Origin of the sequence: Bradyrhizobium tropiciagri (assembly GCF_018130545.1) — a bacterium.
Lineage (GTDB): Bacteria > Pseudomonadota > Alphaproteobacteria > Rhizobiales > Xanthobacteraceae > Bradyrhizobium > Bradyrhizobium tropiciagri_A.
Genome location: NZ_JAFCKF010000002.1, coordinates 323,800 through 339,436, shown reverse-complemented (window position 1 = coordinate 339,436; position 15,637 = coordinate 323,800). Strand labels below are relative to the sequence as shown.

14 protein-coding genes are annotated in these 15,637 nt (G+C 63.0%); 8 read left to right on the top strand and 6 right to left on the bottom strand.

Going from position 1 to position 15,637, the window contains the following annotated elements:
• Positions 1-27: 27 nt before the first annotated feature.
• The 6 genes from proS to JQ616_RS08165 form a co-directional block, all read right to left on the bottom strand.
• Positions 28-1,347, bottom strand: a complete 1,320-nt coding sequence (gene proS, locus JQ616_RS08190) for a proline--tRNA ligase (protein ID WP_212013570.1) — start codon at positions 1,345-1,347, stop codon at positions 28-30.
• A 164-nt stretch (positions 1,348-1,511) separates the two neighbouring features.
• Positions 1,512-3,074, bottom strand: a complete 1,563-nt coding sequence (locus tag JQ616_RS08185) for a copper resistance CopC/CopD family protein (RefSeq protein WP_212013569.1) — start codon at positions 3,072-3,074, stop codon at positions 1,512-1,514.
• 3 nt (positions 3,075-3,077) lie between these two features.
• Positions 3,078-3,605, bottom strand: a complete 528-nt coding sequence (locus JQ616_RS08180) for a YcnI family copper-binding membrane protein (protein ID WP_212013568.1) — start codon at positions 3,603-3,605, stop codon at positions 3,078-3,080.
• Between the two features lie 7 nt (positions 3,606-3,612).
• Entirely contained in the window at positions 3,613-4,134 is a 522-nt protein-coding gene (locus JQ616_RS08175) for a copper chaperone PCu(A)C (protein ID WP_212013567.1), read from the bottom strand.
• A 38-nt stretch (positions 4,135-4,172) separates the two neighbouring features.
• Positions 4,173-6,653 carry a TonB-dependent receptor gene (locus JQ616_RS08170; RefSeq protein ID WP_212013566.1) on the bottom strand — a complete coding sequence of 827 codons (2,481 nt, stop codon included), beginning with the start codon at positions 6,651-6,653 and terminating at the stop codon, positions 4,173-4,175.
• 83 nt (positions 6,654-6,736) lie between these two features.
• The gene (locus tag JQ616_RS08165; RefSeq protein ID WP_249136579.1) at positions 6,737-7,120 is read right to left on the bottom strand and encodes a DUF2946 domain-containing protein; all 384 of its coding nucleotides are present in this window, start codon (positions 7,118-7,120) and stop codon (positions 6,737-6,739) included.
• 447 nt (positions 7,121-7,567) lie between these two features.
• Here JQ616_RS08165 and JQ616_RS08160 point away from each other — a divergent pair, with 447 nt between their 5' ends.
• The 8 genes from JQ616_RS08160 (at position 7,568) to JQ616_RS08125 (ending at position 15,579) form a co-directional block, all read left to right on the top strand.
• Positions 7,568-7,993, top strand: coding sequence for a globin (locus JQ616_RS08160; protein WP_212013564.1), 426 nt, complete (start codon positions 7,568-7,570; stop codon positions 7,991-7,993).
• 89 nt (positions 7,994-8,082) lie between these two features.
• A complete protein-coding gene (locus JQ616_RS08155; RefSeq protein WP_212013563.1) occupies positions 8,083-9,132 on the top strand; it encodes a sugar ABC transporter substrate-binding protein in 1,050 nt (349 codons plus the stop codon).
• A 9-nt stretch (positions 9,133-9,141) separates the two neighbouring features.
• Positions 9,142-10,644, top strand: a complete 1,503-nt coding sequence (locus JQ616_RS08150; protein ID WP_212013562.1) for a sugar ABC transporter ATP-binding protein — start codon at positions 9,142-9,144, stop codon at positions 10,642-10,644.
• A gap of 102 nt (positions 10,645-10,746) precedes the next feature.
• On the top strand, positions 10,747-11,781 hold the full coding sequence (locus JQ616_RS08145; RefSeq protein ID WP_212013561.1) for an ABC transporter permease: 1,035 nt from the start codon (positions 10,747-10,749) through the stop codon (positions 11,779-11,781).
• 231 nt (positions 11,782-12,012) lie between these two features.
• The gene (locus JQ616_RS39770) at positions 12,013-12,960 is read left to right on the top strand and encodes a helix-turn-helix transcriptional regulator (protein ID WP_212013560.1); all 948 of its coding nucleotides are present in this window, start codon (positions 12,013-12,015) and stop codon (positions 12,958-12,960) included.
• Positions 12,961-13,176: 216 nt separating this feature from the next.
• Positions 13,177-14,184, top strand: coding sequence for an alpha/beta fold hydrolase (locus tag JQ616_RS08135; RefSeq protein ID WP_212013559.1), 1,008 nt, complete (start codon positions 13,177-13,179; stop codon positions 14,182-14,184).
• 15 nt (positions 14,185-14,199) lie between these two features.
• Entirely contained in the window at positions 14,200-14,916 is a 717-nt protein-coding gene (locus JQ616_RS08130; protein ID WP_249136577.1) for an SDR family NAD(P)-dependent oxidoreductase, read from the top strand.
• A gap of 21 nt (positions 14,917-14,937) precedes the next feature.
• Complete coding sequence (locus JQ616_RS08125; protein WP_212013558.1) at positions 14,938-15,579, top strand: HD domain-containing protein; 642 nt, start codon at positions 14,938-14,940, stop codon at positions 15,577-15,579.
• Positions 15,580-15,637 lie beyond the last annotated feature (58 nt).

Sequence of the window (15,637 nt, the reverse complement as noted above, 5' to 3'; positions counted from 1 at the left end):
CCGCCGACAGCGCAGCGTGAATAAACTTTAACCCGCGAGCTTGGCGACCACGTCGGCAGGGCTCATGGTGTCGCGCGAGCCATCGCTGCGGCGCTTTACCTCGACCTTGCCTTCCGCAAGCCCCTTCGGTCCGACCAGGATCTGCCAGGGGACGCCGATCAGATCGGCGGCGGCGAACTTGGCGCCGGCACGCTGATCGGTGTCGTCGTAGAGCACGTCGACGCCCTTAGCCGAGAGCTCGCGGTAGAGCTGCTCGCAGGCGCCGTCGACCGCGGCGTCGCCCTGCTTGAGGTTGAGGATCGCGGCGCGGAACGGCGCGACAGCCTCAGGCCAAATGATGCCGGCGTCATCGTGACAGGCCTCGATGATCGCGCCGACCAGGCGCGACACGCCGACACCGTAGGAGCCGCCATGGATCGGCACGTCGACGCCGTCGGGCCCCGCCACCATCGCCTTCATGGTCTCGGAATATTTGGTGCCGAAATAGAAGATCTGGCCGACCTCGATGCCGCGGGTGTTCAGCCGCTTTGCTTCGGGCACTTCCTGTTCGAAGCGCGCAGCCTCGTGAACGTCCTCGGTCGCAGCATAGACCGAGGTCCACTGCTTGATGATCGGCGTGAGATCGCCATCATAATCGACGTCCTCACCCGGTACCGGCAGATCCAGCACATCGCGGTTGATGAAGACGCCGGACTCGCCGGTGTCGGCGAGCACAATGAACTCGTGGCTGAGATCGCCACCGATCGGACCGGTCTCGGCCCGCATCGGGATCGCCTTCAAGCCCATCCGCGCAAAGGTGCGCAGGTAAGCCACGAACATCTTGTTGTAGGAGCGCCGCGCGCCGGCCTCGTCGAGGTCGAACGAATAAGCGTCCTTCATCAGGAATTCGCGGCCACGCATCACGCCGAAGCGCGGACGCTGCTCGTCACGGAACTTCCACTGGATGTGGTAGAGGTTGAGCGGCAGGTTCTTGTAGGACTTGACGTAGGAGCGGAAGATCTCCGTGATCATTTCCTCGTTGGTCGGCCCGTACAGCAGCTCGCGCTTGTGGCGATCGAGGATGCGCAGCATCTCCGGACCGTAAGCGTCGTAGCGGCCGCTTTCGCGCCAGAGATCGGCGAGCTGCAGCGTCGGCATCAACAGCTCGAGCGCACCGGCGCGGTCCTGCTCCTCGCGTACGATTTGCTCGATCTTCTTCAGCACCCGGAAGCCGAGCGGCAGCCAGGCATAGATGCCGGCGGCCTCCTGCCGCATCATGCCCGCGCGCAGCATCAGCCGATGCGAGACGATCTCCGCCTCTTTCGGGTTTTCTTTCAGGATGGGCAGGAAAAACCGCGACAATCGCATGGTGTTACTCGGGAATCAGGAAAGCCTGGGAAGAGCTGCAGTGAAACCGGATCGGGTGTGAAAACACAAGGCCGCCGAATGACAAAAACCCTTCAAATCAGGCGATTTTCGGCCATTTGAATGAATTGCGTCCCGCCAAAGCACCGGGCTTGCTGACCGCGGCTTTACCTGACCTCGAAATCGTCTTCCAGTGTCACTTTCTTGAAATCGCTCACCAGGGCGTCGATCTGCATGTGCCAGCGGCCCGGGACCGTCAACGGCACCTTGCGCACGTGCCAATAGCCGTCAGGACCGCGCGCGGCCGCGCGTTCCATCGGTTCGATGCCACGCTCGGGCAGGCTCAGCGTCAGCGTTGCCTCCTTGGCGGCGAACGGGCTGGCATCGCCGTTCATCAGCTGCAGCACGAAGTCGTTCTGCCCGACCTTGCCCGGCCCGATCAGCACCTGGAACATGGCGGCATCGGTGTGGATGTGGACCGCGAGCGGAACATCGGCCGACATCGCCAGCACGCGCGGCGGTGGCGTGAAGCGCCACAGCGCGACGAGACCGAGGATGGCGATCATCAGCACGAATTCGACCGCGATCGAACGCTGCAGCGGCCGTGTCCGATGAAATTCGCGCTCGATCGCCGGTGTGAACACCAACCGGTTCAGCGCGGCGAACCCGAGCAGCAGCACCACAAGCACAAGCTTGGCGACCAGGACGTTGCCGTATGCGGTGTCGATCAGCGCGCCAAAGCCTTCGAGCTGGACGATCGCGAGCGCCAAGCCCGACGCCGCGATCAACGCGACGACCGGCACCGCGAGCGTCGAAAATCGGCGGAGCACCCGCAGCAGCGTATCCTTGCGCTGCCAGGCAAGCACCGCCAGCGGCGCCAGCGCGCCCATCCAGAACGCCAGGCCGATGCCATGGATGAACAGCGCCGTCCGGGTCAGCCATTGCGGTGAGGCGGTCGCGGCGTGGCCACTGACCGCGAACGACAACCCGACGCAGATCATCGCGACCGCGGTGCGGATAAAGGCCGCGCGGAACGACGGGCTGCGCCAGGCGATCGCCGAAATCAGCATTGCGGCAATCGCCAGCAGCAGCGCCGGAAACAGGCTGGTGCCGGCGGCGCTGGCCCATGCCGCCCATGTCAGGAGTCCCGAGAGCGGCAGGTTCAACAGGTCGACGCCCTGTAGGCCGAGCGAAGCGACCGCGCCGACAAGACCGATCTTCAGCGCCCACATGATCAGCCGCTCGCCGGCCGGGCCCTGCCCGATCCAGGCCGCAAAGAACACACCGCCGACGCCGGCAAACAGCCCGAAATAGAGCGCGAGCCGCGCCAGCCAGATCAGCGCGTCGAGCACGCCGTCGCTCGACGGCGCCGCCGAGCCGGTGACGACGCCGATCGAGAACAGCAGCGAGCCGGCGACCGGGTGGCCGTCCTGCGACACCACGCGATAGCTGACCACCTGCGTGCCCAGCGGCAGGCCTGCCGGCAGGGTCACGATCACCGATTGGTCGACGGCGCGGATCGCGACATCGCGCGGCTTGCCCGCAGCGTCGAGCAGGCTGACCGCAGTCGGCGCCACCGCTTCGTTGAAGTGAAGCACCACCGTCGTCGGTGCTTCCGCCACCACGCTGCCGTCCGCCGGCTCGGCCCCGATCAGGACGGCATGCGCATGGGCCGCGGTCGCAAGGCACAGCGCCACCAGCAGCGCAGCTAGCGTTGCGACCAACCGCACGGTTTACGACTTCGGCAGCAGCTTGACGCCGGGCGCCGGTGTCTTGCTGCCGTGCTCATGCCCGCCGCCCTGCCCGTCGGCCGGGATATCGATCCAGCGGCTGACGCCCTGCTCGCACTCCTGCACGACGGGGAAATACAGCGTGGTGTTGGGCTTCAACGTGTCGGTGAGAAACGTCTGCATCACGAACTCGTCGTAGTTCTGGTCGGAGAGCTTGCCACCGCTCCAGGCGACTTCCGTGACGCCCTCGGAGAGCTTGGCGCCATGATAGTCGTATTGCGCGGCGTATTTGCCGGTGACCGTATCGAGATTCCAGCCGGGCTTCGGCATCGGCTTGACCCCGATCACGCCCTCCGGAATCTGCACGCGGATCTTGACCGTCGCCGATCCCGCGCAGCCATGCGGCACGGCGAACACCGCCTTGTAGTACGAACCGACCGTCGCCTGCTTTCCTTCGAGCGTGATATGCGCGACCGCAGGCGACGCTGCGAGCAGCGCCGCCGTGGCAATCAGGAGCGTGTGTGACCGCATGGCCGCCTCACATCTTCTTCATGTCCATGTGACCGGAATGGTCGCCATGGCCGGAATGATCGCCGCCGCCCGGCGCCTGCGCGCCAACTGCTTGCACATCGAGTGAGACCGGGACCTTGCCGGCCTTCTCGAATTCGAGTGTGACCGGCACCTTGTCGCCCTGCTTCAACGGGCTCTTCAGGTCGAACATCATCAGATGATAGCCGCCGGGCGCGAGCTTGACCGTCTTCCCCGGCTCGATGGCCAATCCCTTATCCAGCGCGCGCATCTTCATCACGCCATTGTCCATCGACATCTCGTGGACTTCGACCTTGCCGGCAATATCGGCCGAGCCCGACACCAGTCGGTCAGGCGCCGTCCCTTTGTTCTCGATCGTCAGATAGCCGCCGCCGATCTTGGCACCGTTCGGCGTCGCGCGCGTCCACGCCTGGGTGATCACGAGGTCGCCGGCCTTGACGTCCTCGGCAGCGGCAGGCGCGATCAGAGCCAGTGCGAAAATCGTAGCAAGCCCAGCCAGTGTTTTCTTCATGTCGAAGCTCCTTTTGTTGTTGCGGACGGCCCGCCAGCTCAGAAGGTGTATTTCCCGGCCAGGACGAAGGTCCTGCCCGGGAACGGGTGGAACAGGAAATACTGCTCGTTGAAGATATTATCGATGCCGAAATCGAACGCGAAATTCGCCGTCGCGTTGTAGTGGATCTTCATGTCGACGACGAAGAAATTGTCGAACGCGCCATAGACGTTCGAAACCCGGTCGGTGTTGTCGAGCGTCGAATACTGCTTGCCACTGTAGCGCGCTGCCACGGTGTAGGCCCAGCTTTCGTTCGGCCGGTAGGTCATGCCAATCTTGGCGCGCCAGTCGGGCACATACGGAACGCGTTTGCCGACCACGGTGGTCGGCAAATTAGTCAGCGGATCGACGCCGGCCCAGCTCGCATCGGCAAGTATTTTTGAATCGACATAGGTGACGCTGCCGAACAACTGCAGGCCGGCCACGAACACATTGTCCTTCTCTGCCGATAGCTCGACGCCTTGCATCCGGATCGCGTCGACATTGCTCACGACCGTGGTCGGGGTTTGGGCGCCGGTAGCCGGGTTGGTCACAGTATTGGTTTGCGAGATGATCGCGTTGTTGGTCCGCTCAGAGAACAGCGTCAGCCGCACCCGCCCGTCGGTCCATTTGCGTTCAATGTTCAACTCGCCGGTGAAGTCCTGTTCCGGCTTGAGGAATGGATTGGCAAAGGTAGCGACGCCGCCGACGGTGATGTTCTGGTAGAGCTCGGTCACTGTCGGATAGCGATAGGCCTCACCGAAATTCGCTGTGATGTTCCAGTCCTTGTTCGGATCGAACGACAGCGACGCCTTTGGCGAGAAGTTGGTCGAGTTCAGCCCCGGCTGGTTGATCGCTGCCGTCGAAATGATCCCGCCGGCAGCATTTGTCGTCGTGTTGAGGTTGAAGCCGTCGAGCGACTGCCAGCTCTCCAGCCGTCCGCCCAGCGTCAGCTTCAGACTCGGATTGATCTTCCAGGCGTCCTGCAGCCACAGCGCGCCAGTGCGGGTTTCGCCGACGCCCGTCGAATAGAGCGCGCCGGTGCCGGTCGAGGATGTCGCGTTCCAGATCGACGAGGCATAGACCGGGTTCTCCAGCCGGTAGCGATCGCCGTGAATGCCGAAGCTGATCTCGTGCGGCCCATCATAACCGAACGGCCGCCAGATGCCCTTGGCATCCACGTTCTGCCAATTGGTGCCGTCCATCCGGGTGATCTTGCCGTTCGGCGAGAAGCCGATGCCGGTTGCGGCGACCGTGAACGGATTGAGCTGGGTGTCCTGCAGATAGTTGTAGCTCGAGGCCGACAGATCGAAGTCATAGATGCCCTTGGTGTCGCTCTTCAGCGCAACCGCGTTGCTCAGGTGCGTTTGGTCCCAGACGTATTTGCCGGTGGCGAAGCCTGAATTGCTCGCGAAGGTCGGCGCGCCTGCCGCCGACCGCAGGTAGGTTTGGGGATCGGAGACCTGATGGTTGTTCCAGATGCCGAGCGAATAGGTCGCCTGCACCAGCGGGGACACGTCATAGGCAAGCCGCAGATTGGCAGACGTCTGCTGGGAATGTGCAAGAATGCCGGTGCCGATGACATTCGCGGGCACGCCCTGCTTGTTGAGCGCCGGAAACGCGCCGGTGGTGCCCGCCGGGATCGTTGCGCTCGTCGTGTAGGTCAGCGGCTGCTGGTAACTGTCAAGATAGTTGGCGCTGACCAGCCAGGACAGCTTGCCATCGCGATTGCCGGCCGCGGCGCTGGTCTGGCTCGTCACATAGGTATCCTTGGTGCCGTACTGGCTCCATGGCATCACCGACACCGTCTCCTTCGCCACGGCGAACGGCTTATCCGGCATCTTCGACGAGATCAGCAGAACACCGCCGATCGAATTGCCGGGATAGGCCGCCGCGAACGGGCCATTGAGGTAGTCGATCCGGCCGATCGCTTCCGGCGAAATCAGGTTCCACTTCGGCGAGGCGCTGGTGTTGTTATTGCCGATCAGCGCCGACACCAGCAGGTCGTCATAATAGATCAGCGAGCGCGCGCTCGAATTGACGCCCCAGCTCCGGGTCGCCAGCACTGCCATGTTGTCGCCGTCGTTGCGCTTCCGCACGAACAGGCTAGGCATGTATTTGATCGCGTCTTCGGGGTCCTTGAGGTTGACGGTCTCGTCGACCTGCCGGGACGTGATGCTGAAGGTTTTCTGCGGCAGCTGGAACCGCGCCACGGCGGGTGGCGTCCCGAGCGACGTGTTGGCGCCCGCTCCGGCGGCATCGACGGCTACATTCGGCCGGCTTGGCGCGGCCGCAGCTATCGGGGCGGTCCGATGCCGGGTGACAGCGGTGCGATTGACCGGTTTGCGCGCAGCCGGCTTGGCCGGCCGCGGCGCCTCGATGATGACAGGCGGCAGCGCTCCCGGCTCGCCACTCTGCGCATAGGCCATCTCGACCGACGCCAGCAGCGCGGCCTGGATGGCCGCGATGCTCACGCCACTGATGGCATGAAACCGAAACATGGATGAATCCTGACACCGGCTCTTCGGCCGGCTTGTTCAAGGGCACTCGCCGGCGCGGACGTGCACCGGCAGCGGGAACGTGGTCAGGAGAACAGCGGCGGCGCGCGAGCCTGCGCGGAGAGGCCCGCTCGCGAACGATCGAGCTCGCTGGCGAAATCGAGCCAAGCGATCCGGCTGGGCACACGTTCGACGGCCTGGTTCGCAACTTGCGGATGATCAACCGGCGCACCGGTCTGCAGCACGCTGCAGGCGGAGCAACAGCCGTCATGGGCGTCGTGACCGGTCTGATCACCCTGCCCGGCTCCGGAACCGGCATCGCCGTGGCAGATAGAGGCGGCCGCGAGCGGATCGGACAGCGCAAGGCTCGTCGCCCAGCAGGCCCCGATCGGTGCGAAAATCTGCACCAGCAGGGCAACCAGGACGATTGGCAGAAAATTCTTCAGCCGCCGGCGCATCGCAAAATCCATCCGGAACGGACCTAACCACCACGGCAGTCGGAAGTCGAGATCGCCGACACTCCCGGTTTCTTCCAACGGACGGAATTAGCTGAGCGTGACACTTGCGTCACGGCTGCTCCACACAAGGTCGTATCTCCTTACCCCATCACGTGTTTTCAACCAATTTTCGCAACCGGCGGTGGCACCATCCCAATCATTTCGCAAATTGCTCGAAATTTGAACAATCGTTGCCGAAAATGGTGACAAGGCTGGAAAGATGGTCTACCAATTCGGGCGCAGGTCAGCCGCGAGGTGTGTCCTGGTGGTCCAAGTCTCGGGAGGAGCCCGACGCGCACAAGCAGCGTCACCCCATTAATCAAGATCAAATCGAATTCTTGGGGCAAATAGGGTCGACACAATTTTTGGAGCAGGGCTTGGAGCCCTGCTCTTTTTTTTGCGTGATGATCGCATCGAACAATGACCTCATCATCGAATCCAATCGAACGCAGCTTCGAACTTGCCGCCGTCGCTTGCGATGATCTGACGCCGCACGTGTACCGGCGACTGTTTCGCGAACATCCCGAGGCGCAGGCGATGTTTCGCAGCGAAGGCAGCGAGCCGGTGAAGGGATCGATGCTGTCGCTCACGATCGAAGCCATCCTCGATTTCGCGGGCGAGCGCCGCGGGCATTTTCGGCTGATCGAATCGGAAGTGTTCTCTCACGATGCCTACGGAACGCCGCGCGAACTGTTCGTCGCGTTCTTCGCCGTGATCGCGGCTTGCTTGCGCGACATTCTCGGCGAGCAATGGTCCAAAGAGATCGATGCTGCGTGGCACAAGCTGCTCCGCGACATCGAGGCCATCGTGCTGCAACAGAAACATCTCGCGGAAGACAGCCCGTAGCATCGTCGTTCTGATTGTGACACACTCCCTTTATCCGCGGCGCGTGCAACTGACGCCGACGGAGAGAAAAAATGAAGAGGGAGCAGACAATGTCAGGAACCGACAAGGGCATCGACAAGGGGATGGACAAGGCGTCGACGACGCGGCGCGACCTTCTGCAGATGGCGGCGGCAGGTGGAGCAGCAGCCGGCCTGCTCGGCGGAATGGGCATGACGACGTCCGCGCTCGCAGCCGAGACGGGACGTTCGGAAAAGCCGCTGAAGGCCGCATTCTCCAACGCCGGACTACAGGCGACGTGGTGTGCACAGGGCAAGAAGGCCGCCGAGTTCTGGGGCAAATTATTCAACGTCGAGGTGACCTGGTTCGACGGCCAGCTCGATGCCGTCAAGCAGCGCGCTGCGATCGACAACATGGCCTCGCAGAAATGGGACTTCGTCGCGATCCAGGCGTTCGGCATCGGCACGCTGACCCAGCCGGTGCAGAAGATGATCGACGCCGGCACGCCGGTGATCGACATGGACACGCTGATCGCGCCGCTCGACCAGATCAACGTCCACTCGTTCCTGGCGCCCGACAACGAGTTCATGGGTGCCTCGGTGACGCAGGCGCTGTGCAACGCGATCGGCGGCAAGGGCAAGGTCATCATGACCCAGGGCGCGCTCGGCCACACCGGTGCGCAGGGCCGCGCCAAGGGCTTCAACTCGGTCGTGAAGCAATTCCCGAACATCGAGGTGCTGGATACCCAGCCCGCCGACTGGGACGTCTCCAAGACCGCGCGGCTCTGGGAAACCTACCTGACGAAATATCCGCAGATCGACGCCGCGTTCTTCCACAATGACGACATGGCGCTCGCCGCCTACAACATCATGAAGGCGCACAACCGCACCAACATCCTGATTGGCGGCGTCGATGCCATGCCGCCGGCGATCCAGGCGGTCAGCGAAGGCCGCATGTTCGCGACCGTCCGCAATCCGTCCTGCCGCATCCATGGCGGCGCGATCGTCGCGGGCGTTGCCGCCGTGGTCGGCGGCGAGAAGAGCGGCCAGGGCATTCCGAAGAACGTCGTGACCGACGGTCCCGTCGTGACCAAGGCCAACGCCGCCGGCATGCAATGGATGGAGGATCACTTCCTGATCTGAGCAGTCCTCATGTCGCAGGGACGCTCGGCGATCCTCGAGTTGAACCAGATCACGAAGGCCTTCGGCGGTGTCGAAGCCCTACGTGGGGTCGACTTCGCGCTTCACGCCGGCGAGATCCATGGTCTCGTCGGCGAGAACGGCGCCGGAAAAAGCACGCTGATGAAGATCATCGCCGGCGTGCACCCAGAGTTCTCCGGCCGCTTCATGCTCGACGGCAAGGAGACCCGGTTCCGCTCCACCCGCGACGCCCACGCCGCCGGCATCGGCATGGTGCATCAGGAGCTCAGCGTCGCGCCTGACCTGACCGTCGCCGAGAACGTCTTCCTCGGCAACCAGCCGACCAACCGCCTCGGCTTCGTGCAGTGGCGGCGGATGGCACGCGAGGCCGGCGAGCAGCTCGCTCGCTTCGGCATCGACGTCGATCCGATGACGCGGCTCGGCGACCTGCCGATCGGCCTGCAACAGCTGATCGAGATCGCGCGCGTGCTGTTCTCCGGCGCGCGTATCATCATCCTGGACGAGCCGACCTCCGCCCTCTCCCCGCCCGAGGTCGAACGCCTGTTCACGACGCTGCACAAGCTGCGGGACGAAGGCACCAGCATCGTCTTCATCTCGCATTTCATCGAAGACATCCTGCGCGTCTCCGACGTGGTGACCGTGTTCCGCAACGGGCGGAAGATCGCCGAGACCGCCTCCGCTGATACGACCAAGGGCGCGCTGATCGAGGCGATGATCGGCCGCGGCGGCGAGGCGCTCGAACACAGCTACACCGACGACCTGATGCTCCCCGAATCGGGCGGCGGTTCGGCCGTCCTGAAGGTCGACCAACTTTCGCTCGGCCGCACCCTGCAGGACGTCTCGTTCGAGGCTCGCGCCGGCGAAGTGCTCGGCATCTACGGCTTCATGGGCTGCGGCCAATTGGAGCTGTCGCGCATCCTGTTCGGCAAGCTGCGGCCCGACGGCGGAACGCTTGCGGTCGACGGCGCCGCGAAAACCTTCCGCAGCACCGCGGCAGCCCGGCGCGCCGGCGTTGCGCTGGTGCCCGAGAGCCGCCGCGCCATGCTGTTCCACCAGGAGCCGGTCTACAAGAACATCTCGATCAGCATCCTCGATCGGATCTCCGCGCTGCTGCTCAAGCCGGTGCGCGAGCGCGCCATCGCCCAACGCCAGGTCGAGCAGTTGCAGATCAGGCCACCGGTGGTCGGCCTCGATCTCGGCATGCTTTCCGGCGGCAATCAGCAGAAAGTGGCGCTGGCGAAATGGCTGACCTACCCGCCCAGGCTGCTGGTGCTGTGCGAGCCCACCCGGGGCATGGATGTCGGCGCCAAGAACGACGTCATCAACATCGTACGCGACCTCCGCGCCAAGGGACTTGCGATCATCGTGCTGTCGACCGAGCCGGAAACGGTGCTGTCGCTGGCCGACCGGATCCTGGTGTTGAAGCGCGGCGCAGTGGTGCGCGAATTCGCAGGCGAAGCGGTCAGTAAGGACCGGCTGCTGGAAGCCGCGTAAAGCATGATCCGGAAAAGTGCGAAGCGGTTTTCCGATAAGATCATGCGCAAACAAATCGAGAAAGCGCGATGACCATGTCATCGCGCTTAATGGAGAGACATAATGGCAAGCAGTGACAGCGCGACGGCACCTGCGGATCACAAGCGGCCGCGTGGACTGGCGTCTTTCCTGCGCTCGCAGATGCGCAATATCGCGCCGTTCCTGACGCTGATCTTCCTCAGCGCCTTCTTCGCGATCGCGAGCCCGTCGTTTGCGACCATCGACAATGTCGGCAATATCCTCACCCAGGTGTCGGTCACCGGCATCATCGCGGTCGGCCTCACTTTCGTGATCCTGTGCGCCGAGATCGACCTGTCGATCGCCAGCATCGCCAATGTGACCGGTATTGCGGTGGCGTATTTCACGCTGCAGGAATCCTACGTCAACATCGCCAACGTCCCGATGCCGGGGATCGTCGCGATCCTGCTGGCGCTGGCGCTATGCGCGCTTCTCGGCCTCGTCAACGCGCTGGGGCTGACCATGATCGGCATCCCCTCCTTCATCATGACGCTCGCCATGATGCAGATCGCGGCCGGCGTCTCTGCGCTTTTGGTCCGTGGCCAGATCGCCTACAAGGTGCCGGACCTGATCACGACGCTCGGCTCGGGCTCGATCGGCGGCATTCCCTGGATCGTGATTGTCGCCGCGATCATGCTGCTCGGCGGCCATCTGGTGCTGACCTACACGCGGTTCGGCCGCTACGTCTACATGGTCGGCGGCAACCGAGAGGCCGCGGAATTTGCCGGTCTCAACGTCAAGCTCATCCTCGGCAGCGTGATGGTGATCTCCGCAGTCTGCTCGGGGATCGGCGGCATGCTCGGCGTCGCGCATTTCGGCAGCGCGCAGCAGAACGAATTCGACACGTATCTTTTGGATTCGATCGCGGCCGTGGTGGTCGGCGGCACCAGCCTGTTCGGCGGCCGCGGCGGCATCGGCAACACCGTCGTCGGCCTGTTCGTGCTCGGCGTGCTCAACAACGGCCTCGACCACGTCAACATCGACAGCTTCCTGAAGATCCTGATCCGCGGCCTGATCCTGCTCGCCGCGCTGATCATCAACGTCTACGCGCAGCGGCTGCGTGAGCAGACGGCGGATTGAGTTCTGGATAGCGTTGCGCATTCGGTCCGCACGATGACAGGTCCCGGAACGTCTTTGGACCGTCATCCATGCGCAAAGGCTTGCCTTTGTCGCTGGAGGTGCGAGCTTCGAAGGATGTAGGGCTACCAGCCGGGCCGCAATTTCGATTTGGCGTTCGCATTGCCGGCCGTCTTCAGCTATTCTCGGCCTGTTGGAATTTCCGGGCTCCAATGGAGGGGGCGGGAAATGAGAGTGCGGGCGCTCGACGTGACGGTTTCCAGCCTTGAGCCGCGGGTTCCCAACCCAAAGATCCGGTCGGTGCCGGAGATCAATTTCATCAACGGCCCGAGCGTGCAATCCGTTCGAACGGAGGGATTGATTGCCCGATGTTTCCGCACGACCTGTCTGGAGCCGAAACCCGACATCTTCCTGGGCTTTTGCGCCGAAGACATCTACATGGTCAGGCTCTTTCTGAAGTCACATCCGGCAAACACGTTGGTCCAGGGGCGACGGCGCATCAGCCTGCCTCCGCGGGGCTCCATGCAAAGCGCGATCAGGCACGTTTGCGAGCCATTCTGCTGGAAGATGAGCCACGCGGTCGATGTCATCAATTTTGAGATTCCGACGATGGCAATCCACGACCACCTGCAAGGCCGTCGCTCTCGCCAGGTCAGTCAATTGAAGGTCGATCAAAACGCGAGCCTGGCCGATCCGACCATCGCCTCTTTCGGCCTTGCAACGCTACAGGTCCTCGGCGCGGAGAAGCAATTCACCCAGTTCTTCGTGGATCATATCGTCGACGGCCTCTGCAAGCACGTCGCGCTTCAGTATTTCGGAGCGAACACCCTCGAGGGGCGACGCGGCGGATTGGCTCCCTGGCAAGAACGTCGCGCGAAAGACCTGATGTATTCCGCGATCGGTCGCGCCCTCTCCCTGCAGGAAGTTGCGGAGGCGTGTGGATTGTCAGTCGGATATTTTTCGCGGGCATTCAGGAAATCGACCGGCTATTCGCCGCACAAATGGCTCATGGAGAAGCGCATCGAGATGGCGCTCTCCCTTTTGTCCGATGACAAATTGTCTTTGACCGATATCGCCGCGCGATGCGGCTTCGTCGATCAGAGCCATCTGACAAGGGCGTGCAACCGCCATATAGGAATGCCCCCGGGCGTCTACAGAAGGCTCGCGGCTTCGGCAGAGTAATCCGCACACTTCAGGATCGAAATATCCAAATCGGGCTGCATCGTACAAGACGATGGCCGGCCAGCGGCCGATATTGTTGACGAGGCGACGGAAATAGCCCGATCCGGCCGCCTCCGCCGACGATTCAGGCGTGGCGTCAACCGCGTAGATTTGGGCTTCCGGGCCCGCTAGCTGTCGAAGGCTCCAATTGGCACAAACTTGGAAGGGGATTGCGAGATGAACCCTCTCACCGATGCAAATCTTGCTTCCCGCCGTGACGTGATGCTTGCGACGGCTGGAGGCCTGGCACTTGCTCTGGCGTCCCATCCAGCCCGCGCAACGCAAGCTAAAGCCAATATTGAAGCGCCGATGGCATCGAGCGTGCCATATACCGAGCATCGCATATCCAGCGGCGGCGGCATGGTCTATGCCCGCGAGTATCCCGGCCAGGATCCGGCCTTTGTCATGATGCACGGATTCCCGGATAATCTGCACATCTACGATTATCTGGTGCCCTATTTGACCCGCGCCGGCCGGCGGGTCGTCGTATTCGACTTCCTCGGGTTCGGCCAGTCGGAGAAGGTCGCCGCGGAAGGCTACCAGTACACGTTCATGCAGCAGGTCGGAGACTTGGCCGCTGTCGTCAACGCGCTGAAGATCGACACATTCGTTCCGGTCGGTCACGACTCCGGCGGACCGTGCGCGGCCAACTACGCCCTCGACAATCCCGATCGGGTTGCCTGGTTGTGCCTGATGAACTGCTACTATTCGGACTCGCCCACATGGCGCCTGCCCGAAATCATTGAAGTGTTTGGCGACCCCTGGCTCAAGAACCTTGCCCTCGCGTTCCTGAGCAGCCCCGACCAGATGAGCTGGCTGATCACGTTTCAGGACAAGCATTTTCAAGTCAACATGCCGCCTGAGTTGAGGGAGCGCTTTGACGGCATCGTGCGACCGATTGTTGACGGCAATTTTGCCGAGGGAGCCGGCCCCGCCTTTGCGCAGATGACCGCTCAGGTTCGCGACAGCGTGGCCTACAACACGTCGCGGTTCCCGGACATTCGTCGCTTCGGCAAAAGGGTCAACCTGATCTGGGGCGTCCAGGACCCCTATTTGACCTCAGTTACCGCGACTGCGATTGCCGCGACCTATCCTCGAGGCGTCGTCAAATCGGTTGAAGCCGGCCACTGGCTGATGATCGACAAGCCGGCCGAGGTTGCGCAGCTCTTGCTTACATCGAGCTGAGATCGGAGAAGGCTTATGATGGACGTCAAGAACGCGACGGTCTTCATTACCGGCGCCAGTCGCGGCCTGGGCCTGGCTTTTGCACGAGAGGCCCGTCGCCGCGGGGCAACCAAGGTGTATGCGGGTATGCGCAACGCGGCCCGTTTCGAACAAGCCGGCATTGTCCCGGTCAGGATCGATGTCACGGATACGGCATCGATCGCCGCGGCCGCCGCGCTTGCGGCCGATACCACGCTGCTGATCAACAACGCCGGCATCGCTGCCCTGATCGACGGGCCGCTTTCGGTAGATGTCGCGACACAATCGGCCCGCATGTTCGACACCAACTACTACGGCGTCGTGCGCGTCACCCAGGCCTTCGAGCGGATCTTGCTCGCCAAGCCGAACGCCGCCATCATCAACGTGCTCTCCGACATCGTATGGCTTCCAAGGCCCTATCTCACGCCCTATGCCGCATCAAAGGCGGCGGCATGGAGCTTCACCAACCAGCTTCGCTTCCAACTGCGCGAGCCCGGCATCCAGGTCCTCGGTCTGCATGTCGGATTCATCGATACCGATCTGACCAACGGCATTGATGTGCCAAAGGCCAGCCCGGAGGACGTGGTGCGCCAGACCTATGACGCTCTCGCCGCCGGCAAGAGCGAGGTGATGGCCGATCAGGGCACCGCGTTGCTGAAGAGCACGCTGGCGGCGGAGGTACCCGGCTACATCACGCCGCCACCAGGGCTTTGACGCGGATTCCGAGGAGGACACATGAGTGCGGCCGTCAGCATCGGAGGCATTACTGCCCCGGATTCCGATCTCGCTCGCAAGGCTGCGGCGCTCGCGAAGCAGGCGCATTCCAAGGTGCTGCTCAACCATTTGCACCGGACTTGGTGGTTTGCCGAGTTCATCGGTCGAAAGCGGGAGATGAAATACGATCGCGAGCTCCTCTATATCGCATCGCTGCTGCATGACCTCGGCCTTTCGCCATCGCACGCCGCTGACAAGCGCTTCGAAGTCGATGGCGCCGATGCCGCAAGCCGCTTCCTGCGGGCGCATGATTACCCGACGTCGAAAGCCGACATCGTGTGGGATGCAATTGCGCTGCACTCGGTCGCCGACATCGCCGATCGCAAGCAGGCGGAAGTCGCGCTGGTCCACTTCGGTGCTCACGTCGATGTCATGGGACTTCGAATGGCGGAAATCACGCCATCCCTGATCGACGACACCCTCGCCCTCTACCCGCGGATTGGCATGAAGGCCGCCTTCACGGAGGCGTTGGCTGAGGTCGCCAGAAAGAAGCCCCAGACGGCGATCGGCACCGGCTTGGCCGACATCGGCCGGCGCCTCGTGCATGGTCTCGAGATTCCGAACGTCTGCGATCTCATCCACGCCGCGCCGTTCGACAGTTGAGGTGCACTCGGCACAACGCGCGCGTCGGTCACAGCCAACAGCTGAATCCGCGTGGCAT